22 protein-coding genes and 2 tRNA genes are annotated in these 21997 nt (G+C 64.5%); 10 read left to right on the forward strand and 14 right to left on the reverse strand.

What is annotated here, in order from left to right; translation table 11 throughout:
• The 4 genes from MI302_RS09095 to MI302_RS09110 all read left to right on the forward strand — a co-directional run bounded on the left by MI302_RS09095 (position 1) and on the right by MI302_RS09110 (position 2768).
• The gene (locus MI302_RS09095) at positions 1–999 is read left to right on the forward strand and encodes a homoserine dehydrogenase (RefSeq protein WP_126248697.1); all 999 of its coding nucleotides are present in this window, start codon (positions 1–3) and stop codon (positions 997–999) included.
• A gap of 90 nt (positions 1000–1089) precedes the next feature.
• A complete protein-coding gene (gene thrC, locus MI302_RS09100) occupies positions 1090–2145 on the forward strand; it encodes a threonine synthase (protein ID WP_019550296.1) in 1056 nt (351 codons plus the stop codon).
• 12 nt (positions 2146–2157) lie between these two features.
• Positions 2158–2472: a hypothetical protein gene (locus MI302_RS09105; protein WP_015717834.1), complete on the forward strand. Its 315-nt coding sequence runs from the start codon at positions 2158–2160 to the stop codon at positions 2470–2472.
• Entirely contained in the window at positions 2472–2768 is a 297-nt protein-coding gene (locus MI302_RS09110; RefSeq protein WP_015717835.1) for a hypothetical protein, read from the forward strand. Before MI302_RS09105 ends, MI302_RS09110 begins: the two co-directional genes overlap by 1 nt.
• On the opposite strand, the gene MI302_RS09115 is transcribed toward MI302_RS09110, so the two are convergent.
• Positions 2741–3079: a hypothetical protein gene (locus MI302_RS09115; protein ID WP_239725577.1), complete on the reverse strand. Its 339-nt coding sequence runs from the start codon at positions 3077–3079 to the stop codon at positions 2741–2743. The two genes, MI302_RS09110 and MI302_RS09115, sit on opposite strands and share 28 nt — an antisense overlap.
• Positions 3072–4505, reverse strand: a complete 1434-nt coding sequence (locus MI302_RS09120) for an ATP cone domain-containing protein (protein ID WP_126178545.1) — start codon at positions 4503–4505, stop codon at positions 3072–3074. The genes MI302_RS09115 and MI302_RS09120 overlap by 8 nt, the downstream gene beginning before the upstream one ends.
• 83 nt (positions 4506–4588) lie before the next feature.
• Between MI302_RS09120 and MI302_RS09125 the strand changes: the two genes are divergently transcribed.
• Positions 4589–4663 (forward strand) — tRNA-Cys (locus MI302_RS09125).
• 6 nt (positions 4664–4669) lie between these two features.
• Positions 4670–4746, forward strand: a tRNA-Val gene (locus MI302_RS09130).
• 32 nt (positions 4747–4778) lie between these two features.
• Here the strand turns inward: MI302_RS09130 and MI302_RS09135 are convergent.
• The 12 genes from MI302_RS09135 to MI302_RS09190 all read right to left on the reverse strand — a co-directional run bounded on the left by MI302_RS09135 (position 4779) and on the right by MI302_RS09190 (position 18503).
• The gene (locus MI302_RS09135; RefSeq protein WP_015717838.1) at positions 4779–5744 is read right to left on the reverse strand and encodes a TIGR00269 family protein; all 966 of its coding nucleotides are present in this window, start codon (positions 5742–5744) and stop codon (positions 4779–4781) included.
• On the reverse strand, positions 5734–5955 hold the full coding sequence (locus MI302_RS09140; RefSeq protein ID WP_015717839.1) for a MoaD/ThiS family protein: 222 nt from the start codon (positions 5953–5955) through the stop codon (positions 5734–5736). Before MI302_RS09140 ends, MI302_RS09135 begins: the two co-directional genes overlap by 11 nt.
• A 4-nt stretch (positions 5956–5959) precedes the next feature.
• A complete protein-coding gene (locus tag MI302_RS09145; RefSeq protein ID WP_126203552.1) occupies positions 5960–7087 on the reverse strand; it encodes an acetoin utilization protein AcuC in 1128 nt (375 codons plus the stop codon).
• Positions 7081–7707, reverse strand: a complete 627-nt coding sequence (locus MI302_RS09150; protein ID WP_239725578.1) for a CBS and ACT domain-containing protein — start codon at positions 7705–7707, stop codon at positions 7081–7083. Before MI302_RS09150 ends, MI302_RS09145 begins: the two co-directional genes overlap by 7 nt.
• A 48-nt stretch (positions 7708–7755) precedes the next feature.
• On the reverse strand, positions 7756–8739 hold the full coding sequence (locus tag MI302_RS09155; RefSeq protein ID WP_126200073.1) for an ABC transporter ATP-binding protein: 984 nt from the start codon (positions 8737–8739) through the stop codon (positions 7756–7758).
• The gene (locus MI302_RS09160; RefSeq protein WP_239725579.1) at positions 8736–9755 is read right to left on the reverse strand and encodes an ABC transporter ATP-binding protein; all 1020 of its coding nucleotides are present in this window, start codon (positions 9753–9755) and stop codon (positions 8736–8738) included. The genes MI302_RS09155 and MI302_RS09160 overlap by 4 nt, the downstream gene beginning before the upstream one ends.
• A gap of 72 nt (positions 9756–9827) precedes the next feature.
• Positions 9828–11186: an ABC transporter permease gene (locus MI302_RS09165; protein ID WP_054391950.1), complete on the reverse strand. Its 1359-nt coding sequence runs from the start codon at positions 11184–11186 to the stop codon at positions 9828–9830.
• A 9-nt stretch (positions 11187–11195) separates the two neighbouring features.
• Positions 11196–12179: an ABC transporter permease gene (locus MI302_RS09170; protein WP_239725580.1), complete on the reverse strand. Its 984-nt coding sequence runs from the start codon at positions 12177–12179 to the stop codon at positions 11196–11198.
• 55 nt (positions 12180–12234) lie between these two features.
• Positions 12235–13986 (reverse strand): ABC transporter substrate-binding protein, encoded by a 1752-nt coding sequence (locus tag MI302_RS09175; protein ID WP_239725581.1) that lies wholly within the window; start codon positions 13984–13986, stop codon positions 12235–12237.
• A gap of 77 nt (positions 13987–14063) precedes the next feature.
• The gene (locus MI302_RS09180) at positions 14064–15116 is read right to left on the reverse strand and encodes an integrase core domain-containing protein (RefSeq protein ID WP_008633893.1); all 1053 of its coding nucleotides are present in this window, start codon (positions 15114–15116) and stop codon (positions 14064–14066) included.
• A 106-nt stretch (positions 15117–15222) separates the two neighbouring features.
• Positions 15223–17457: a diguanylate cyclase domain-containing protein gene (locus MI302_RS09185; RefSeq protein ID WP_370687336.1), complete on the reverse strand. Its 2235-nt coding sequence runs from the start codon at positions 17455–17457 to the stop codon at positions 15223–15225.
• A complete protein-coding gene (locus MI302_RS09190) occupies positions 17451–18503 on the reverse strand; it encodes an integrase core domain-containing protein (protein ID WP_239725388.1) in 1053 nt (350 codons plus the stop codon). The genes MI302_RS09185 and MI302_RS09190 overlap by 7 nt, the downstream gene beginning before the upstream one ends.
• Before the next feature lie 136 nt (positions 18504–18639).
• Between MI302_RS09190 and MI302_RS12130 the strand changes: the two genes are divergently transcribed.
• The 4 genes from MI302_RS12130 to MI302_RS09210 all read left to right on the forward strand — a co-directional run bounded on the left by MI302_RS12130 (position 18640) and on the right by MI302_RS09210 (position 21994).
• Entirely contained in the window at positions 18640–19194 is a 555-nt protein-coding gene (locus MI302_RS12130; RefSeq protein WP_014629763.1) for a transposase family protein, read from the forward strand.
• A gap of 20 nt (positions 19195–19214) precedes the next feature.
• Positions 19215–19730 carry a hypothetical protein gene (locus MI302_RS09200; protein WP_015716433.1) on the forward strand — a complete coding sequence of 172 codons (516 nt, stop codon included), beginning with the start codon at positions 19215–19217 and terminating at the stop codon, positions 19728–19730.
• 72 nt (positions 19731–19802) lie between these two features.
• Positions 19803–20834, forward strand: a complete 1032-nt coding sequence (locus MI302_RS09205; protein WP_239725582.1) for a zinc-binding dehydrogenase — start codon at positions 19803–19805, stop codon at positions 20832–20834.
• Between the two features lie 152 nt (positions 20835–20986).
• Positions 20987–21994, forward strand: coding sequence for an NAD(P)/FAD-dependent oxidoreductase (locus MI302_RS09210; RefSeq protein WP_239725583.1), 1008 nt, complete (start codon positions 20987–20989; stop codon positions 21992–21994).
• The last annotated feature ends 3 nt before the right edge of the window (positions 21995–21997 follow it).

Genomic DNA, 21997 nt, shown 5'->3' on the forward strand with positions numbered 1-21997 from the left:
ATGGAAGAGGTGAAGATCGCCCTCCTGGGCGGAGGCACCGTGGGTAGCGCCTTTTACACCCTGGTCCAGGAGCGCCTCGAGGACTTCCATGCCCTGGGCTTCTCCCCTCGGTTTCTGGGGGTACTGGTGCGGGAAAGGACCAAGCCCAGGCCCATCCCTGACGAACTCCTGCACACCGAACCCATGGACCTCCTGCAGGCGGACGTGGTGGTGGAAGCCATGGGTGGGGTGGAGGCCCCCCTCAGCTTGGTCCGCCCCGCCCTGGAAGCGGGTATCCCCCTCATCACCGCCAACAAGGCCCTTCTGGCGGAGGCCTGGGAGGCCTTGCGCCCCTTCGCTGAGGAAGGGCTGATCTATCACGAGGCCAGCGTCATGGCCGGCACCCCGGCCCTATCCTTTTCGGAAACCCTCAGGGGAAGCCAGCTTGTAGAGCTCCACGGGATCCTGAACGGCACCACCCTCTACATCCTGCAGGAGATGGAAAAGAGGCGGACCTATGAGGAAGCCCTCCTCGAGGCCCAGCGTCTGGGCTACGCCGAGGCGGATCCCACCCTGGACGTGGAGGGCATAGACGCCGCCCACAAGCTCACCCTTTTGGCCAGGCTTCTGGTGGACCCTGCTTTCCCCTTCCCGGAGGTGAAAACCCAGGGCATTACCCGCCTCACCCCGGAAATCCTCCAAACCGCCCAAGCCCAAGGAGAAAAAGTACGCCTGGTGGCAAGCCTCTACGGGGAAGGTGGGCGCTGGCGCGCGGCGGTGGCCCCCAGGCGCCTGCCGCAGGACCACCCTTTAGCCCGGGCCCAGGGCAACATCCTGTGGGTGCGGGCAAGGCCCCTGGGCGAGGTCTTCGTGACGGGACCGGGAGCCGGGGGCGGGGCCACGGCCAGCGGCCTCCTCGCCGACCTCTTTCGCTTCCTCTCCGGCCACCTGGGCCACCTGCCCGCCCCGGCCCCAAAGCCTCCCACGGAAGAGGGAACCCCCTTCCCCGGGGTAGAATAAGGGCGTGCCCTTTCTGGACCTTCTCCACCCCATGAGCAAGGCTTTCCGGAACCCTTGACGGCTTAGCCCCCTAGGGGGAAACATATCCCCATGCGGCTTCCCCTCATCGAACGGTACCGGGCCCACCTTCCCGTGTCTCTCAACACGCCCGTGATCTCCCTTTTGGAGGGCTCCACCCCCTTGATGCCCTTAAAAGGCCCTGAGGAAGCCCAAAGACGGGGCATACGCCTCTATGCCAAGTTCGAGGGGCTGAACCCCACGGGGAGCTTCAAGGACCGGGGCATGACCCTGGCGGTTTCCAAGGCGGTGGAGGAAGGAGCGAAGGCGGTGGCGGCTGCCAGCACGGGAAACACCGCCGCCAGCGCCGCCGCCTACGCCGCCCGTGCAGGGATAAGGGCCATCGTCATCCTGCCCGCGGGCTACGTGGCCCTGGGCAAGGTGGCCCAGAGCCTGGTCCATGGGGCGCGGATTATCCAAATCGAAGGCAACTTCGACCAGGCCTTGGCCCTTACCAAGGCCCTCACCGAGGCCTATCCCGTGGCCCTGGTGAACTCCTTGAACCCCTACCGCCTGGAAGGCCAGAAGACCCTGGCCTTCGAGGTGGTGGACGAGCTGGGGGATGCCCCCCAGTACCACGCCCTGCCCGTGGGCAACGCCGGTAACATCACCGCCCACTGGATGGGCTACAAAGAATACCACGCCTTGGGCAAGGCGAGCCGCCTCCCCCGGATGCTGGGCTTCCAGGCGGCGGGCGCCGCTCCCTTGGTCCTGGGGCGGCCCGTGGAGAAGCCGGAAACCCTGGCCACCGCCATCCGCATCGGCAACCCGGCCAGCTGGCAAGGAGCCATGCGGGCCAAGGAGGAATCCGGCGGGACGATAGAGGCAGTGACAGACGAGGAAATCCTCCTCGCCTACCGCTACCTGGCCCAGGAGGAAGGAATCTTCTGCGAGCCCGCCTCCGCCGCCGCCATGGCCGGGGTGTGGAAGCTCCTCAGGGAGGATCGGTTGGATCCGGGAAGCACCGTGGTCCTCACCCTCACGGGCCACGGCCTCAAGGACCCGGCCACCGCGGAAAAGGTGGCCGAGCTTCTACCCCCGGTGCCAGCGAACCTCGAGGCGGTAGCCGAGGCCGCGGGGCTATTGTGATAAGCTTGGGCCATGTCCGAGGCCAAAGACGCCCGCAGGAAGCCCAAGGAACCCTTCCCCGGAGCCTACTACCTGGCAGGGGCCATCACCATCGCCCTCATGCTTTTCTTTATGGTCCTGGGAGCCACCCTTCCCCCCGGGATAGCGGGGTTTCTGGTGGCCTTCGTCCTGGGCCTCACCGTAAACCCCAAGTATGTCCCCTTCTTTCTCGTGGCGGGGGTCTTCTCCGCGGTCATGGGCTTTTTGGGGCAGGAGCCCCAGGTGGCCTGGGGCGGGGTAGCCCTGGCCCTTTCCCAGGTGCTGGTCAAACGCTTTAACTGGACCTGATGAACCCTAACCGCCTATCCCAAAGCCTGGCCCTCCTGGGTGTGGCCGCCTACGCCTACTTTCTCTTCCTGCGCCCCAACCAGGAGGGAATGGCCCTGGCCGTGGGCCTCTTCGTGGGCACCATGGGCGTCGCCTATGGGGAGAAGCCCTTTCTTGTGCCCTTCTTTGTGGGGCTTTTCGCCTTGCTCTTCCTCCTTCAGCTCCTCTTCGGCCACCCCATCCCCTTCCTCACAGGGGGTGCCCTGGGGGTAGGCCTTCCCTATCTGGTCTACCGCTTGCGCAAGCCCGCCAGGTAGAGGAGGGCTCCAAGGAGCATCCCCTCTCCCAGGGCCGGCAGGTAAAGGAGGAGTTCCCGGACATCCAGGCGCAGGTAGAGGAGGAGGGGCCAAGGGGTGAGGGCCCAGGCCAATCCCGGCCTGCCGTACCCTGCCGCCAGGAAGATTCCTACACCCAGGCCCCTTAGGTAGGCCAGCCACCCCGAGCCCAGCTCGTTTTGATACACAAACCAGATGAGATTGACCCAGACCCCCAAGGCCCAAAGGGGAAGGCGGTTCTGCCAGCGAAAGGCCAGGAAGAGGAGGAGCAAAAACCCGAGCACCTCAAGCACGGGCCACCTCCCGGGAGCCATGGGCCTCGAGGTAGGCCACCAGGACCTCCAAGGCCTTCTCCACTGCCTCATCCAGATCCTCGCCAGGGATAACGGGAATCCCCTCCTCCTGGGCCCAGCGGAGGAGGTGCTCCTGGATGAGGCGGATCTCGGCGAAGTGGGTGAGGTATTTCTCCTGCGGCCGGGCGTGGGCCGTCTCCCGGTCCCTAAGGAGAAAGCGGTCCCGGTGAAGCTTCTCGTCCTGAAGCACCACCAGCATGGGTACAGTGAGGACCCGCTCCCGGTAAGGATGGTCCAGGTAACGGGGGACCACGTGAACCCCTTCCAGAACGATGGAGGTCCCCTCGAGGGCGCTTCGCTCCTGAATAGCCCGCAAACCCACCGCCACTCGGGCCACCTGGTCCAAAAAGCCCCGCATCACCCGCACCTCATGGCTTTCCTCCCCGCTCAGGTCCAGCAGAAGGGCTCTCCAGGCCTCAAAGGTGGAAAGGTGTAAGGTGGGAAGGAGGTCCTGGGAAAGGGAGGCCCGGAAGACCTCCCGCACGGCATCGGAGGGAACGATGTGGGTGATGCCCAAGCGGTAGGCCAGGGCCGAGGCCAGCACGCTCTTCCCCACCCCGGTTACCCCACCGATGAGGATGTGCACCGGGCGGGCGCTTCGCCTCAGGCTTCTAAGGAGCAGGTACCGCCTGGCCACCTCCTCCCCCGCCTCCTTTAGAAGGGCCTGGTACACCCTTTCCCGAAGCTCATTCCGCCGGATCACCCTCCGCCCCTCCTGGCGCAGGGCCTTTTCCATCTCCCGGGCCAGCCGGTACGCCCGCTCAGGGGAGAACCCAATGCCCATCAGGGACTGGGCCAGGATACCTTTGGAGAAAGGCATCCGGGGTTCGCCGCTTTCCTCCTCCACGAAAAGCTCCCCGGCGAAGGCCTGGCGCTGGAGGTAGCGCCTGCGAGCCCCCTTCCCCAGGGCCCGGCCCACCACCTGGGCCACCATTTCCTCCAGGCGGCGGGCGGAGATCTGCCTGACCCCTTCTTGCCTGAGATGCCCTTCCACTTCCTTGGCCAGGTCGTGGGCTTCCTTCAAGGAAAAACCCGCCTCCTCGAGGCTCCTCGCCAGAAGCCCTTTGGAAAAGGGACGGCGCTTCCTCCCCTGGAGCACCAGGATCTCCTCAAAGGGAAGGGTCTGCCTGGAAAGCCTATCCGCCACCTCCTCCCCCAGGGCCCGGGCCACCTCCTCCAAGAAAACCCGGCGCAAGACCCGAGGGGGCACGGCCAGCTGCCCCTCCGCCTTCAACCTCTCCTCCACGGTGTGGGCCACGGCTTGGGCGGCCTCGAGGGGCACCCCCAAGGGCAAAAGCGCCTCCACCAGAAGCCCCTTGGAAAGAGGCCACCTTCCTCTGCGCAGGCGAACAAAAACCTCAGCCATTCTCTGGCATCATAGCACTTTACTCATGAGAATGGCCTTTCTTGACAGGCCTTTTCCCCGCGTGCTACCATACCTTACGGCTTGGCGCCGTAGCCAAGTGGTAAGGCAGAGGTCTGCAAAACCTCCATTCGCCGGTTCGAATCCGGCCGGCGCCTCCAAAGCATGGGCGCGTAGCTCAGGTGGCCAGAGCACTACCTTGACACGGTAGGGGTCGGAGGTTCAAGTCCTCTCGCGCCCACCAAGAACCCCCGGGGCTGGCCCCGGGGGATTTTCTCATCCCAGGCGCGCCACCGGCGCCAGGGGGTGGAACTCGGCCTCCTCCGGGAGAAGGCGCCGCTTCTTGGCCCGGCGGTACACCCCATCCCACATGCGGCAGAAGGAACACACCGCCCCCGTGGTGGGGTAGCCGCAGCGCTCGCACTCCCGCAGCTGCACCTCCTCGGCCGCCTGCAGGCGGGGCTGGATCCTATCCAGAAACCCCTCCAGGAAGCGCAGCTTGGCCCCGGGCATCTCCCGCTCCACCAGGTTTAGGGCCTCCTTGTAAAGGAGGCTCTTGGCCCCCTTGGCGTTGGGGCACTCCTCGTGCAGGTAGCGGATCCCCCTTAGGAGGGTGTAGGAGAGGACCTCCCGCTCGCTGAAGCGGAAGAAGGGCTTGACCCGGGCGGCCAGGCCCGGCTTTTCGGGAAGCACCGGCCCCTGGCGGACCAGGGCGTCCTCCTGGGGGTTCATGAGGTTGCCGAAGAGGACCGCCGCCTCGTCGTCCAGGTTGTGGCCGGTGGCCACCACCCTAAAGCCCCCCTCCACCGCCACCTGGTTGATGATGTACCGCTTGGAAAGGCCGCAGGCGGAACAGGCCACGCGCCCCGAAAGCTCCGCCAGCTCCGGAACGCCAAAGCCATAGGCCTGGCGCAGGTCCACCACCCAAAGCTCGAGGCCCCGGTCCTGGGCAAAGCTTTGCGTAACCTCAAGGCTCCTTTCCGAGTAAGCCCCGATTCCGAGCTGCAGGTGAAGCCCCACCGCCTCATAGCCGAGCCGCCAAAGCACATCCCAAAGGGCCAGGGAATCCTTACCCCCGGAAACCGCCACCAAAACCCGCTCGCCCGGTTGAAGCATCCTGTGGCGGCGGATGGCCCGCTCGGTTTCCTTGACAAACCACTCCAGGTAGTGCGCCTTGCACAGGGAAAAGCCCCTGCCCCGAAGCTCCACCTGGGCCTTCTCGCCGCAAACCTTACACACCATGGCCGCTTTCACCCCACCCCCCGGAGATGGCGGAGAGGACCTCGAGGGTCTCCCCTTCCCCCACCCTCTCGTCCAGGGTGAGGAGCTCCTCCCCCCGGATCACCACCACCGTTTCCGGGTTCAAGCCCAGCTCCAGGAGGATCTCCTTTAGGGGCCTATCCCCTTTTACCTCCACCTCCTTGCGCTCGGGAAGGCGCAACACCAGCTTCATCCCGCTAGTGTACCAGGTGGGGGCGCACCAACTCCGTGAGCCTTTCCAGGGTAAGGCGGTTCCGCTTCTCTATCTCCTGCCTCCTGGGAATCTCCGGGTAAGGCGCCTCGGGATCGTGCAGGGTGGGGGTCAAGGGCTTCCCCAGCTTGGCTTCCCACTCCCTAAGCCACCCTTCGGGCAGGCGCTCGGCCAGGGGCAATCCCTGGAAGATCAGGTAAAGGAGCGCCCAAACCCTCGCCGTGGCATCCAGGCTGTACCCACCCCCCAGAGTAAAGAGCACCCTGCCCCCCGCGTAGGCCTCGGCATACTCCAGGACAAGGCGGAAGACCCTTTCGTAGGCCCGGGTGGTGAGGAGAAGGTCGGCCAGGGGGTCCAAGAAGTGGGCATCGGCCCCTGCCTGCACCACCAGCACATCCGGGCGGAAGGCCCCAAGAGCCCAGGGCACCAGGGCCTCAAAGACCTCCAGGTAACTCTCGTCCTCGGTGAAGGGCTCCAGGGGCAGGTTGAGCTTCCTCCCCACCCCCTCTCCCCGCCCAATCTCGTGCACGTGCCCGGTACCGGGGAAAAGGTAGCGGCCAGACTCGTGCAGGCTTATGGTCAGGACTTCCTTCTCCTCGTAGTGGATCCACTGCACCCCGTCCCCGTGGTGGACGTCTATGTCCAGGTAGGCTACCCGTAGCCCCGAGCGCACCAGGTGCCGGATGGCCACGGATAGATCGTTGTACACGCAAAAGCCGCTGGAGCGGTCGTACTGGGCGTGATGTAGACCCCCGCCCAGCTGGAGCACCCGCTTCTCCCCCGCCAGGATCCGCCGGGCTCCCTCCAGGGTGCCCCCCACCAGGATCCTGGCCGCCCGGTCCATGCCGGGAAAGACCGGGGTGTCCCCCGTGCCCAAGCCGTAATGCTCCAAATCGGGCACCCCCTCCCCCCGGCTTGCCGCCTCCACCCGCTTCACCAAGCGCTCGGAATGCACGGAAAGCACGTCCTCCCGGGTGGCCTCGGGGGGAGCCAACGGTTCCCGCCACACCCCCAAGGCCTTAAGGAGGGAAGTAAGCATCTCCAGGCGCACCGGGCTGAAGGGGTGGCTAGGACCGAAGTTGTACAGGCGGTACTCGTCCCGGTAGATCACCATGGCTTCTTGGGGGGCCAGAGCACCTCAAACCCCTCCTGGCGTAGCCCCTCCGCAAGAAGGTGGGTTTCCAGGGTGTTCACCCGGACCACGGCCCGCACCACATCCCCGTCCTCCGGGTAGGAAAGAAGGGAGTGGATGTTCACCCCCCGCTTTGCCAGAAACCCCGTAAGCCGGAAGAGCTCCCCCACGCGGTCGGGGAGGCGCACCTCGAGGCGGCCCGAGGGCTCCGTAACCCCGGTGAGCTTAAGGAGCGCGTCCAGAAGGTCAATCCCCGTGACGATCCCCACCAAAGCGCCATCCTCCAGCACGGGCAGGCAGCCGATCTTCCTTTCCCGCATCACCCGGGCGGCCTCTTCCACGGGATCCAGGGGATGGGCGGTGACCACCTCCCGGGTCATCACCTCCCCCACCTGGGCGCACCCAGGGCAAGGCCCCTTGGGGTTTAGGTGGCTGGTGGCCAGGCGGATATCCCGGTCGGTGATGATCCCCACCAGCCTTCCCTCCTCCATCACCGGCAGGTGACGGATGCCCTTCTCCAAAAGGAGGTGGTAGGCCTCCTCGAGGGTCACCCCGGGCCCCACCGTGATCACGGGGAAGCGCATCACGTCCTGGACCAACATGAAAAAAGTATACCCCGGCGGGATCCGCCGGGGCCTTCTCCCTAAAACCTACAAGATGTCGTCCCGGATGCAGGCCTTATAGTGGCCGGGGGCCACCTCCTTAAGCTCCGGCACCACCTGAGCGCACTCGGGGAGGGCGTAGCGGCAGCGGGTACGGAACACGCATCCGGAAGGGGGATTGATGGGCGAGGGAATATCCCCCTGGAGCACGATCCTCTCCCGCTTCACCGTGGGGTCGGGGATGGGCACCGCCGAGAGCAGGGCCTCGGTGTAGGGGTGCTTGGGATTGCGGTAAAGCTCCCGGGAAGAAGCGATCTCCATCACCTTGCCCAGGTACATCACCGCCACCCGGTCGGAGATGTACTCCACCACCGCCAGGTCGTGGGCGATGAAGAGGAGGGTCAGGCCCAGCTCCTCCTTAAGGTCCTGAAGAAGGTTCACCACCTGGGCCTGGATGGATACATCCAAAGCGGAAACCGGCTCGTCCGCCACGATGAAGTCCGGGGCCACCGCAAGGGCGCGGGCGATGCCGATCCTTTGCCTCTGGCCGCCCGAGAACTCATGGGGGTAGCGGCGCATGTGGTCCGGGGAAAGCCCCACCAGCTTAAGAAGCTCCGCCACCCTTTCCGTGCGTTCCTGGGGCGTCTTGCCGATCCCGTGGATGATGAGGGGCTCGGCGATGATGTCCCCCACGGTCATGCGGGGGTTCAAGGAGCTGAAGGGATCCTGGAAGATGATCTGCATCCGGCGGCGGTAGGGGCGGAGTTTGTCCTTGGGCAGGTCCGTGATGTCCTGTCCGTCGAAGAGGATGCGCCCCCCCGTGGGCTCGATGAGGCGGAGCAGGGTCCGGCCCACCGTGGTCTTGCCGCTTCCCGACTCCCCCACCAGGCCCAGGACCTCCCCCTTCTTGATGGCAAAGGAAACCCCGTCCACCGCCTTGACGCTTCCCACCACCCGGGAGAGGATCCCGCCGCGGATGGGGAAGTGCTTCTTCAGGTCCCGGATTTCCAGGAGGACATGGTTGCCGTTCATGCCCGCACCTCCCGGATCTCCCGCCAGCGCACGCACCGCACCTGGCGGCCGTCACCCGTGTCCTCCAGGGGTGGCACCTCCCGGTCGCAAAGGCCTTCCACGTAGTGCTTGCACCGGGGGTGGAAGGCGCATCCCGGGGGCAGGTACAAGGGGTTGGGCATATTGCCGGGGATGGCCTCGAGGCGCTCCCTCCGCTCCGCCGCCAGGTCCAGCCGGGGCACGGAGTGCAGAAGCCCCCGGGTGTAGGGGTGGAGGGGATCCTTGAAAATGGGGACTACCTCCGCCTGCTCCACCACCCGCCCGGCATACATCACCACCACCCGGTCCGCCATCTCCGCCACCACCCCCAGGTTGTGGGTGATGAAGAGGATGGCCATCCCCAGCTCCTCCTGGAGCCTCTTCATCAACTCCAGGATCTGCGCCTGGATGGTCACGTCCAAAGCCGTGGTGGGCTCGTCGGCGATGAGCAAGGAGGGATTGCAGGAAAGGGCCATGGCGATCATCACCCTTTGCCGCATTCCCCCGGACATCTGATGGGGGTAGTTGGCAAGCCGCTTCTTGGGCTCGGGAATCCCCACCAGGTCCAGCATGTGGGCCGCAAGCTCCATGGCTTCCCTGCGGCTTTTCCCCTGGTGGAGCATGATGGCCTCGGCGATCTGGTCCCCCACCGTGTACACGGGGTTTAAGGAGGTCATGGGCTCCTGGAAGATCATGGCGATGTCGTTGCCCCTGATCCTCCGCATCTCCGCCTCGGAAAGCCGCGTGAGGTCCTTCACCTGCCCGTCCTTCCCCCGAAAGAGGACCTGACCCCCCACGATCCGGCCGGGAGGCGTGGGAATCAGGCGCATGATGGCCAAAGAGGTCACGCTCTTGCCCGACCCCGACTCCCCCACCACCGCCAGGGTTTCCCCTTTGTCCACATGGAAGGAAACCCCGTCCACCGCCTTCACCACTCCGTCATCGGTGAAGAAGTGGACTTTAAGGTCTCTCACCTCCAGTAACCGCTTTTCATCCATGCGTACTCCTTTGAGCACCGCCGTCTAAACACCTCATCCGTTATACGCCATACCGGGTCAAAAGAGAAGGGCCTACTGCCTCCGCCTGGGATCCAAGGCATCCCGCAGGCCATCGCCCAGGAAGTTCCAGGACAGCACGGAAAGGAAGATGAAGAACCCGGGCCACAGCACCCAGGGCCGGTCGGTGAAGGAGGCAAACCCCCCCTGCTGGGCCGATTGCAGGAGAAGCCCCCAGCTGGTGTAGGGCTCCGTGACCCCAAGCCCCAGGAAGGAAAGCCCGCTTTCCCCCAGGATGAAGCCGGGTATGGTCAGGGAGAGGCTCACGATCACATAGCTGGCAGTGGCAGGCAGGATGTGGCGGGCGATGATGCGCCCATCCGAAGCCCCCAAGGCCCTGGCCGCCTGCACGTAGTCCATCTCCCGCACGGAGAGGACGATCCCCCGCACCACCCGGGCCAATCCCCCCCAGCCGATGAAGCCCAAAAGCCCCACCACCAGGTAAAAGGTGATGAGCGGATCAATGTTGGTGGGAAACACCGCCCGCAAGGAGATGAGGAGGAAAAGGCTGGGAATGGCGGCGATGATCTCCACGGTGCGCATGATGAGGTCGTCAGGATCGAGCTTCAAAGGCTCCCGGAAAACCTTCCAAAGGATAAGAAGGGCTCCCCCAAAACCCAGGAGCAGGACGACCCCATCCACCGCCAGGGAAAAGACACCCTTGCCAGGGCTGAGCCGCACAAAGGACCAGGCCAAGAAAAGAACGCCAGCGGCCACTGCCAGCCAGAGAAGAAGGCCCACAAGCCCCAGCACCCCGCTCCAGCCGCGCCAGGCTCGAGGGGGGAGGGAAAGGGCAAAGGGCCGCCCCGAAAAGTAGCCGGCGATGCCCCCCAGCAAGAGCCCCAGGGCGAAGGAAACCAAAGCGGAAAGGATACCGATGGTAAGGGATACCTGCCCCCCGTAGACGATCCGGCTGAAGAGGTCCCGGCCAAAGTTATCCGTACCCATAAGGAAGATGCGCCCCGGGGGATCCACCCCAATGAGCCTTAGGTCGGAGCGGAACACCTTGAAGACGGTGTAGGGCTGGTCGGGGGTTCGCACGAAAAAGCGCAGGTAGAACTTGCCCTGGGATGGATCCTCCTCGTAACGGGGCTGGAGGGTTACCGGATCAATGCTGCGTTTGGTGGCGTAGACAAAAGGCCGACTGAGCCTTCCCGTTTCGGGGTCCACAAAGTGGATTCGGGTGGGCGGGTGGTTCCCCTTGGGGGGATAGAGCTCATAGTAGTTGGGATCGTAGGGGCTGAAAAACCCGGCGAAGGCGGCCATCAGGTAAAGCACCAGAAGAATGCGCCCGCCCCAGACCGCCAGGCGGTGCTTGCGAAACTGGCGCAAAACCAGCTGGGTGCGGGCGGTAGAAGACGAAAGGCGTTCCACAGATCACCCCTATTCGTAGCGGATCCTGGGGTCCACCCAGGCCAGGAGGAGATCGGAGATGAGGTTGCCGATCATCAAGAGGACCAGGCTCACCGTGAGAAAACCGGCGATCACGTAAAGGTCCTGGTTGGCGATGGCGTCCAGGAAAAAGGGGGTAATACCCGGCCAGGCCATAACCACCTCCACGAACCCCGCTCCCGAGATCAGGCTGGGAAGAAGCCCGCCCAAGGTGGCCACAAAGGGAATCACCGCGTTGCGAAAGGCATGCTTGTACAGGACCACCCGCTCGGCCAAGCCCTTGGCCCGGGCGGTCCGGATGTAGTCCTGCCCCAAGACCTCTAGCATCTGCCCCCGCATGAGGCGGGAAAGCCCGGCGATATCGTTGGCGGTGGCCACCAGCACAGGCACCACCGCATGCCAGGCGATGTCCAAAAGCTGCCTTAAGGGGGGTAGCTGCTCAAAGCCGCTGCTGGTCATGCCGGAAACCGGAAAGATAAGGGTACCCGTGCGGAACTTGATCTGGAGAAGCACGTAGATGGCGATGAGCGCCAGGAAAAAGCTGGGCACGGAAAGCCCGATATACGCCAGAAAGGAAAGGATCCTGTCCCCCAAGGAGTACTGGCGCACCGCCCCGTAGACCCCGATGGGAATGGCCACCAGGTACAGAAGAAGGGTGGAGGGGATGACGATTACCATGGAGTTCACCACTCGAGGCCAGATGATCTCCAGAACCGGCGCTTGGAAAGCGAAGGAGTAGCCCAGGTTGAGGTGGAGGAGGTTATTCATCCAGAGGAGGTACTGCTCGTAGATGGGCCGATCCAGGCCGAACTGGGCCCTAAGGCGGGCGATGGTCTCCGGGGTTACCTTGGGATCCAGCTCCAGCTGGGTCAGGTAATCCCCCGGGGCCAGCTGGATGATGAGGAAGGCCAGGAAGGTAGCCCCGAAGAAGGTGGGGATCAGGTACAGGATTCGGCGAAGGATGTATGCGGTCATGGCTTCCCAAAGTATCCCCGGGGCCGATAGACCCCGGGGATACTCTACAGCTAGCTCATTTCTTGATGAAGGTCAGCTCCAGCTCCCGCTGGCCCCAGATGCTGCTGATGATGGCATCGGGGTGCTCCCCACCCAGGCGGTTGTTCCAGGCGGGGTGGTAGTTGGGCCCGGCGATGTAGATGACGGGAAGGAGCTGGGCCTCAATCTCCTGCATGCGGTAGCCGATCTCCACCCGCTTCTTGAAGTCCAGCTCGGTGCGGCCACGGGAGTAGAGGGCATCCAGCTGGGTCTCCCTGGGGTCCAGGCACTGGCCCGACTTGTTCCACATGTGCAGGTTACCCTTGCAGGGCACCACGTTGGAACCGAAGGGCCAGTCCAGGCCACCGCCGCTAAGGCCAATGATGATGGCGTCAAAGGGCCGGTCGGGTCCGGAGGAGAGAAGCTGCCCCACCAAGGTGTTGAAGTCAATGGCCTGGAAGTTCACCTTCACCCCCACCTTCTTGGCCTCGTCCACAATGAGCTTGGCGATCTGCTCCCGCTGGTTGTTTCCGGCATTGGTGGCCAGGTTGAACTCCAGGCGGCGCCCCTTGCTGTCCACCAGGTAGCCGTCCTTGTCCTTTTTGGTGAAGCCCAGCTCGGCCAAAAGCTTCGCCGCCTGCTTGGGGTTGTACTCGTACTTGGGCACCTTGGGGTTGATCCACTGGGTGAGCACGGGGTAGACGCTGGTGTACATGGGGGTGCCCAGGCCACCGTAGACGATGTCAATCACCGCCTGGCGGTTGACGATGTGGCTCATGGCCCGCCGGAACTTGTCGGAGCGGAAGAGGCTTTGCTTGAAGGGATCCGAGGCCTTGTTCCAGTTGAAGACCATGAACTGGCTGGTGGCCACCGGGGAGGCGTTTACCTTAATGGTGGCGTCCAGGCGGCCCTGCTGGATGGCCTGGCGAATCTGAGAGATGTGGTCCACGGTGGCGGGGGCCATGAGGTCAATGTTGCCTGCCAGGAACTCCGCCAGCTGGGCGTTCACGTCCTTGACGATCTTGATCTCGTAGCGGTCCAGGTAGGGAAGGGGGTTGCCCGCCTCGTCCTTGTTCCACTCCCCGAAGGCGGGGTTGCGCTTCAGAACCAGGCGCTCCCCGGGGCGGTAGCTCTCAATGAGCCAGGGCCCGCCGGAAACAATGTTATTCGGCTTCTCGTTCAGGGTCCACATCTTCTTGATGCCCTCGGCCCCTTCCTTCTGGTAGACGGGCCCGAAGATGTGGGCTGGCCAGGGCGCAAAGATGGCCACGGCAAAGGCTTCCGCATCCGTCTTGGGATAGATGAAGCGGAGGGTGTAGTCGTCAATCTTGCGCAGGGTGATAGGCTTGCCGTCAATAAAGAAGGAGTCGTAGCTGTTGGACCCCACCGCCTTATCCGTGTGGATGCGCCAGGTCATGATCCAGTCGTCGGCGGTGATGGGCTTGCCGTCGGACCACTTCATCCCCCGGCGGATCTTGAAGGTGATCTCCAGCTTGTTGGGGCTTACGGTAAAGGACTCCGCCATGTAAGGGATCCAGTCCCCGGTGGTGGGATCCCGGGTCACCAGGCCCCTATCTCCGGAGATGATGTCAGGAACGTTCCCCGCCTCTGCGGCGATAAAGGGGTTAAAGGTCCGGTAGTCGGAGATAACCGCTGCCCGCAGGGTACCGCCCCTCTTGACCTCAGAGGGCTTGGCCACCGTCCACTTCTGCGGCCAGACAAAGGTTTGGGCGCTGGCCACTCCTGCCAGGGCTACAAGGCCGACCACAACTGCCAGGGCTTTTCTCATATCGTCTGCCTCCTCTGCTGCCTTACGCTGGACAAGGTACCCGGTTATTCTGGTCTCTGTCAAGAGTGTGTAGTCGGTCAACACATTTGAGACTCTGTGGGGACCGCCTCCCCCCGTATTCTAGCCAGGTACTCTAAAGGGGCCAGGCCCCCCAAGGCCTGGTGGGGTCGCCGGCGGTTGTAGTGGTCCAGGTAGGCGTCAAGCTCCCTTTGGAGCTCGGGGATCTGTGAAGGCAACGGTCGTGTGTAGAACTCATCCCTAAAGGTCCGCTGCATCCGCTCCACGTGACCATTGAGCTTGGGGCTCCTCGGAGGAAGAACGAAGAGCTTAACGCCCAAACGTTCACAGGCCTCCTCAAAATCGGACATAAACTCGCTGCCCCCATCCACCTGCACCGCACGAATAGGAAAAGGCGCTCGCACCATCAGGCGGGCAAGAAAGCTGGCCGCCAGGTTGGCCGTGGCTCGGGTGTGGACTTCCGCAAGGGAGAAACGGGTGAAGAGGTCGACGGCCGAGAAGTGCTGGATCCTCTCCCCAGGGCCCAGGGTCACGGTGAGGGTATCCACCTGGATAAGGTCGCCAGGGTGACCCACCTCGTATCCCTTGGGCTTCCTTTGCGCATAGGGCCTCCTTGGCCTTCCCCTTCCCTTTCCCCTTCCCCTCCTGGCCAAAAAACTGGCCACGCTCTCCACGCGTCCGCTCCCTTCAAGGTAGGCCAGGATCCGCCCCACGGTGCGCTCGCTCACCGCAAAGCCCTCCTTCCTTAGGGTCAGCCAAATCGGCCAGCGGCCCCAGGTGGGGTTCTCCTTCCTTAGGGCTTCCACCCGGATCAGCAGATCGGAAGACCAGTAAATCCTCCGCCGCAAGCGCTGAGGACGTCTTGACCGAGGCTTAAGACCGGCAAGGCCCTCTTCCTTGAGGCGTTTCCGCCAGCGGTAATAGGTGGCCCGGCTGATCCCCAAAAGCTCCTGGATCTCGGGCCAGCCCACCCGGTATTTCCTGAGCGCCTCCACCTGTTTGAGCTTCCGTAAGCGGTCCTGAACCGTGGGATCGCCGGCCCCGGCCTCTTGGAGTTCCCGGGCCTTCCGCGCTCCCCGCAAAACCTCTTTGCCAACCGTGGTAAGCTGCATCCGTGGGGACCCCCTCTCTCCTAGAGTGGTCCCCACATTTTTACTCGTCCAGTTTCACATGTGTCTGGCCGGGTTCAGCCCCTCTTTCCCAGGGTAGGGGAGAGGCCTAGGCCAGCACCGCGACCCCCTGGGCCTTGGCCTGGTACATGCGGGTGTCGGCGGCGGAGAGGAGCTCGTCCGGCGTTTTCCCGTCCTCGGGGAAGGTGGCCAGGCCGATGTTCGCCCCGAGGCAGAGGCCGTCAAAGCAGAGTTTGGCGATGGCCTTGGCGTAGCGGAAGGCGGCTTTGATGGCCCCTTCCTTCCCGGTGTGGGGAAAGAGGGCGGCAAACTCGTCCCCGGCCCAGCGGAAGACCTTGTCCCCGTTGCGCCGTTCCCCCAGGAGGGCCTCGGCCACCTTCATGAGGGCCTGGTCCCCCACGGCGTGCCCCAGGCGGTCGTTCACCAGCTTGAAACCCGTAAGGTCCAGGAGGGCCAGGGAAAGAGGGTAGCCGTAGCGCTCGGCCCGCTTCAGCTCCTCCAGGAAGGCCTGCTCAAAGGCCCGGCGGTTGGGGAGGCCCGTGAGGGGGTCGGTGAGGGCGGCCTCCTCCAGGAGCTTGCGGGTCTGGCTCTCGTGGAGCAGGGTGGCGAGGGGGGCGGCGAAGAAGCGGGCCGCTTCCAGGGAATCTTCGCCAAAGGCCTGGGGATCGTGGAGGTTGTCCAGGTTCAGGTAGGCCAGGACCTGGTCCTTATGGGGAACCGGGAGGCAGAGGTTGGCCTGGATTTCCCGGACCCGGCCCGCGGTGTCCATGACCTCGGGGGGTGCGGTCTCGTGGCTGATCTCGGCGATGGGGTGCTCCGCGGCGCTTAAGACCCGGGGCTCGCCCCTTAGGGCCCCCTCCTTGCCTCGGCCGTACCAGAGGAGCTGGGCCTCGAGGCCGAAGGCCGCCCCCTCTAGGCCCTCCAGGTCGTATCCCACCGCCGCCCGGAAACGGTAGACGCCCCCCTCCAGCACGAGGAGGCTCCCTGCCTCCGCCCTGGGCACATGCCGGACCGCCACCTCCAGGACCTCCGGGTAGAGCGCCTCCAGGGGCTTTTCCAAAAGGTCCAGGAAGAGGCGGTTCACCGCTTGGTGCCGGGCTCTCTCCGTGAGGCGCTCCAGCCCCAGACCCAGGGTGCGGCAGGCGGAAAGGAGGAGGTCCACCTCCGCCTTGGGCCAAGGGCGCTCTTCCCGCTGGCCCAAGACCAGCACCCGGCGGCTTCTCGGGGCGCCTTGGGAGGGGACGGGCAGGGCGGCGAAGGTGCGCCAGCCCAAGGCCTTGAGGGCGGCAACCCCCTGGCTTTCCTCGGCGTAGTGGGCGGCGAAGAAGGGGCTCCCCGTCTCGTAGACCCGCCAGGCGAGGCCCACCCCAAAGGGCAGGCCCTCCTCCAGCACCCGGAGGAGGCTTGCCTCCCGCACGCCGTGGGAGGCCAGGGCCTGCATCCGCGCGCCCCGGACTTCCCAGAGGGTCCCCGACTCCAGGCCTAAGGAGGTTACGAGAAGGGCGAGGGCTCCCTCTGCCGCCTCCTCCAGGGTCTCGGCCCTCGCCAATCCTTCGGCAAGCTCGGCCAGGATTCTCCGCTCCTTAAGGTCCGCCAGGCGGGAAAGCTGGAGGCTGACCGCCTGGGCAAAGCGCCTAAGGCCCGCTACCTCCTCGGGGAGGAAGGGTTTTCGGCGCTCCAGGTTGAGCACCGCCACCGCGTCCCCCCGCTCAAAGAGGGGCAGGGCGAGCTCGGAAAGCACCTCCTGACCGGGGGGAGCGATGTAGGCGGGTTCTTTGCGCACGTCGGGGATGTAAATGGGCCGCCCCTCCCGGAAGGCCCGGCCCACCACCCCGGTTTCCGGAATCCAGTCCAAGCCTATGGGCGGTCGGCTGGCAAGCCGGCGAAACCCACCCCCCTGGGGCACCCAGACCCCCACGTGCCCCCTTTCCCCCAGGGCCAAGAGGCGCTCCGGGAGGCTTTGGAGAAGGGCCTCCCGGTCCTCCGCCTGGGGGAGGGCCTCGAGGGCCGAGGCCAAAAGCCTCTCTACCCGGGCCAGGCTTCGGGCGCGGCGGTGGGCCCTGCGCAGGCTTTTCCCCACCTGGTGGGCGAGGAGGGCCGAGAGGAGGAGGAGGGCCAGGGCTACCCCGCTGAACTGGGGGAAGAGGGCCAGGGCGCTTGCGGCGAGGGCGCTGGCCAGAAGCCCCCAGGGGAGGCCGTGCACGCTGGCCACCACCGCCACCGCGATCATGAACCAGGGGAGGACGTAAAAGCCGGGGTAGCCGAGGAGCCCCAGGAGCAGCCCCACGAGAAAGGAGGCCAGGGCGGTGTAGTCGGTCAACACATTTGAGACTCTGTGGGGACCGCCTCCCCCCGTATTCTAGCCAGGTACTCTAAAGGGGCCAGGCCCCCCAAGGCCCGGTGGGGTCGCCGGCGGTTGTAGTGGTCCAGGTAGGCGTCAAGCTCCCTTTGGAGCTCGGGGATCTGTGAAGGCAACGGTCGTGTGTAGAACTCATCCCTAAAGGTCCGCTGCATCCGCTCCACGTGACCATTGAGCTTGGGGCTCCTCGGAGGAAGAACGAAGAGCTTAACGCCCAAACGTTCACAGACCTCCTCAAAATCGGACATAAACTCGCTGCCCCCATCCACCTGCACCGCACGGATAGGAAAAGGCGCTCGCACCATCAGGCGGGCAAGAAAGCTGGCCGCCAGGTTGGCCGTGGCTCGGGTGTGGACTTCCGCAAGGGAGAAACGGGTGAAGAGGTCGACGGCCGAGAAGTGCTGGATCGTCTCCCCAGGGCCCAGGGTCACGGTGAGGGTATCCACCTGGATAAGGTCGCCAGGGTGACCCACCTCGTATCCCTTGGGCTTCCTTTGCGCATAGGGCCTCCTGGGTCTTCGCCCCCCCTTCCCCCGCCGGGCCTGGGCCAGAAAGGCCGCTACGCTTTCCACGCAGCCGTGTGCTTCCAGGTAGGCCAGGATCCGCCCCACGGTACGCTCGCTCACCGCAAAGCCCTCCTTCCTTAGGGTCAGCCAAATCGGCCAGCGGCCCCAGGTGGGGTTCTCCTTCCTTAGGGCTTCCACCCGGATCAGCAGATCCGAAGACCAGTAAATCCTCCGCCGCAAGCGCTGAGGACGTCTTGACCGAGGCTTAAGACCGGCAAGGCCCTCTTCCTTGAGGCGTTTCCGCCAGCGGTAATAGGTGGCCCGGCTGATCCCCAAAAGCTCCTGGATCTCGGGCCAGCCCACCCGGTATTTCCTGAGCGCCTCCACCTGTTTGAGCTTCCGTAAGCGGTCCTGAACCGTGGGATCGCCGGCCCCGGCCTCTTGGAGTTCCCGGGCCTTCCGCGCTCCCCGCAAAACCTCTTTGCCAACCGTGGTAAGCTGCATCCGTGGGGACCCCCTCTCTTCTGGAGTGGTCCCCACATTTTTACTCGTCCAGTCTCACATGTGTCTGTCCGGGTTCAGAGTGCTACCCCTTTAGCCAGACTTGACCTATATGCGGCTCCTGGAGTAAAGAGGGGGCATGACCCTGCGCGAAGCCCTGTCCCAGATCCCCGACCCCCGGGCCCGCAACCGGCAGTACCCCCTTTGGGGCCTCCTGGCCCTCATCCTGGTGGCTTTTCTTTCCCGCGTGGACTCCCTGAGGGGCGTGGAACGCTTCGCCCGCGCCAACCCCCACCTCTTGCCCCACCTGGGCCTGCGCAAGGCCCCAGGCCACACCGCCATCACCCTTCTCCTTCACCGCCTGGATCCTGAAAAGCTCCAAGCGGCCCTCCTCCAGGTCTTCCCCGAAGCCGACCTTGGGGAAGTCCTGGTGGTAGACGGGAAGCACCTGCGGGGAAGCGGCAAGGGGAAAAGCGCCCAGGTCAAGCTGGTGGAGGTCCTGGCCCTGCACCTCCATACCACCCTGGCCCAGGCCCGGGCGGAGGGGAGGGAGGACCAAGCCCTTTTGGAGCTCCTGGACCGCCTGGGGGCGGAGGGGCTCAAGGGGAAGGTGGTGGTGGGGGACGCGGGGTACCTGTACCCGGAGTTAGCGGGGAAGGTGGTGCAAAAAGGGGGGCGTACCTCTTTGTCCTGAAGGCTAACCAGGGGGAACTTTTGGAGTGGGCCTTGGAGGTGTTCAAGGGCATGGAGGAGAGGCGGCTTCCTGGCGAGACCGAGGCGGTGTGGAATCTGGTGCGGGATGGGGAGGTGTGGACCTACCGGGTTTGGGCTTCCCCCTACCTGCCGGAAGAGGTGCGGGCCTTCCCTGGGGCCAGGCAGGTGGTGCGGATGGAGCGGGAGGTGAGGCACAAGGGGACGGGGGAGGTGCGGCGGACGGTGAGCTACGCCCTCACCAGCTTGGGGCCGGAGGTGGCGGAGGCGAGGCGGCTTGGGGAGCTTCTCCTTTACCGGTGGGAGGTAGAGAACCGGTCCTTTTGGGTACGGGACGTTCTCCTCCACGAGGATGCCTGCCAGGTGCGGGGGGTGGGGGCACAGGTCTTGGCGGCCCTCCGGGCCTTTCTGGTCTCCATGCTTCACCGCCAAGGGGTCAGGGAGAAGAAGGCGGCCTTGGAGGCCTTCTCCTTCAACCCCCTCTCCGCCCTGCGCTTCCTGGGGCTCTATGCGGTATAGCGGTCAAGTCTGCCCCTTTAGCTTGACCCCGTTGCCAGCACGTGGAAAAATCTCCTCCATAAGGAGGCGGTGATGAAAGCAGTGGTCATGGAGGCTCGAGGGGGCCCAGAGGTCTTAAAAGTAGCGGAAATGCCCACCCCTGAGCCTGGCCCCAAAGAGGTCCGCATCCGGGTAAGGGCTGCAGCCCTCAACCACCTGGACATCTGGGTTCGCAAGGGAGTGGCCAGCCCCAAGCTTCCCTTACCCCACATCCTGGGAGCCGATGCCTCGGGGGTGGTGGACGCAGTGGGGCCTGGGGTAACGGGCTTTGCCCCTGGGGACGAGGTGGTGGTCAACCCCGGCCTTTCCTGTGGCCACTGCGAGCGGTGCCTGGCGGGGGAAGATAACCTCTGCCCCAAATACGAGATACTGGGCGAACACCGCTTTGGAGCTTACGCCGAGTACCTGGTGGTACCCGAGGTGAACCTCCTCAAGAAGCCACCAAACCTTTCCTTTGAAGAGGCCGCTGCCATTCCCCTCACCTTCCTCACCGCCTGGCAGATGGTGGTGGACAAGCTCCAGGTGCGCCCCGGGGAGGACGTCCTGGTGATGGCCGCAGGAAGCGGGGTCAGCGTGGCCGCCATCCAGATCGCCAAGCTCTTCGGGGCCAGGGTTATCGCCACCGCAGGCTCGGAGGAAAAGCTCAGGAAGGCCAAGGAGCTGGGAGCCGATGAAACCGTGAACTACACCCACCCCGACTGGCCCAAGGAGGTGCGCCGCCTAACCGGCGGGAAGGGCGCCGACAAGGTGGTGGACCACACCGGGGCCCTTTACTTTGAAGGGGTGATCCGGGCCACGGCCAATGGGGGCAGGATTGCCATCGCCGGGGCTTCCTCGGGATACGAGGGCACCCTTCCCTTCGCCCATGTGTTCTTCCGGCAACTTTCCATCCTAGGCTCCACCATGGGCTCCAAAAGCCGTCTTTTCCCCATCCTGCGCTTTGTGGAACAGGGAAGGCTAAAGCCCGTGGTGGGGCAGGTCCTTTCCTTGGAGGAGGCTGCGGAGGGACACCGCCTCCTGGAGGAGCGGCGCGTCTTTGGAAAAGTGGTGCTACGGGTGGACTAGTCTTCTCCAGGCGGGAGAAAGATCCCACCTCCGTAGTAAACTGGCGGACCATAGGGCGAAGATTATGGGATAGGGTCAAGACCTTTGTCCCTAACCGGAAGTCGCCGCCCATAGGGTTTCCTTAAGGGTAGAATGCAGGGCGAGGTGAGGCCATGGAGCACACCGACGTGATCATCATTGGTGCGGGCCCCGCTGGGCTTTTTGCGGGTTTTTACGTGGGCATGCGAGGGCTTTCCTTCCGCTTCATCGACCCCTTGCCCGAACCCGGGGGACAGCTTTCCGCTTTGTATCCGGAGAAATACATCTACGACGTGGCGGGCTTTCCCAAGGTGTATGCCAAGGACCTAGTGAAGGGCTTGGTGGAGCAGGTGGCTCCCTTCAACCCCATTTACAGCCTGGGGGAGCGGGCGGAAACCTTGGAAAAGGACGGGGATCTTTTCAAGGTGACCACCTCCCTGGGCAATACCTATACCGCCAAGGCCGTAATCATCGCCGCTGGCGTGGGTGCCTTTGAGCCCAGGCGCCTGGGTGCCCCGGGGGAAAAGGAGCTGGAGGGCAAGGGCGTTTACTATGCGGTGAAGACCAAGGCCGAGTTCCAGGGCAAGCGGGTCCTCATCGTGGGAGGTGGGGATAGCGCCGTGGACTGGGCCCTGAACCTTCTGGGCACCGCTAAGGAGATCACCCTGATCCACAGGAGGCCCCAGTTCCGGGCCCACGAGGCCAGCGTGAAGGAGCTTTTCAAAGCCCATGAGGAAGGGCGCCTTACCGTGCTCACCCCCTACGAGGTCCGGCGGATTGAAGGGGATACCCAGGTGCGCAAGGCGGTGATCTTCCACAACGGAACCCAGGAGGAAAAGGAGCTAGAGGTGGACGCTGTGCTGATCCTGGCGGGCTACCTCACCAAGCTGGGGCCCCTGGCCAACTGGGGGCTGGAGCTGGAAAAGAACAAGATCAAGGTGGACACCACCATGGCCACCAGCATCCCCGGGGTCTACGCCTGCGGCGACATCGTCACCTACCCGGGGAAGCTTCCCCTAATCGTGCTGGGTTTCGGCGAAGCCGCCATCGCCGCCAACCACGCCGCCGTCTACGCCAACCCCGCCCTCAAGGTGAACCCCGGGCACTCCTCGGAAAAGGCCGAGGAGAAAGCACCGGCCTGAGAT

Source organism: Thermus sp. NEB1569 (assembly GCF_022385295.1).
GTDB classification, from domain to species: Bacteria; Deinococcota; Deinococci; order Deinococcales; family Thermaceae; genus Thermus; species Thermus scotoductus.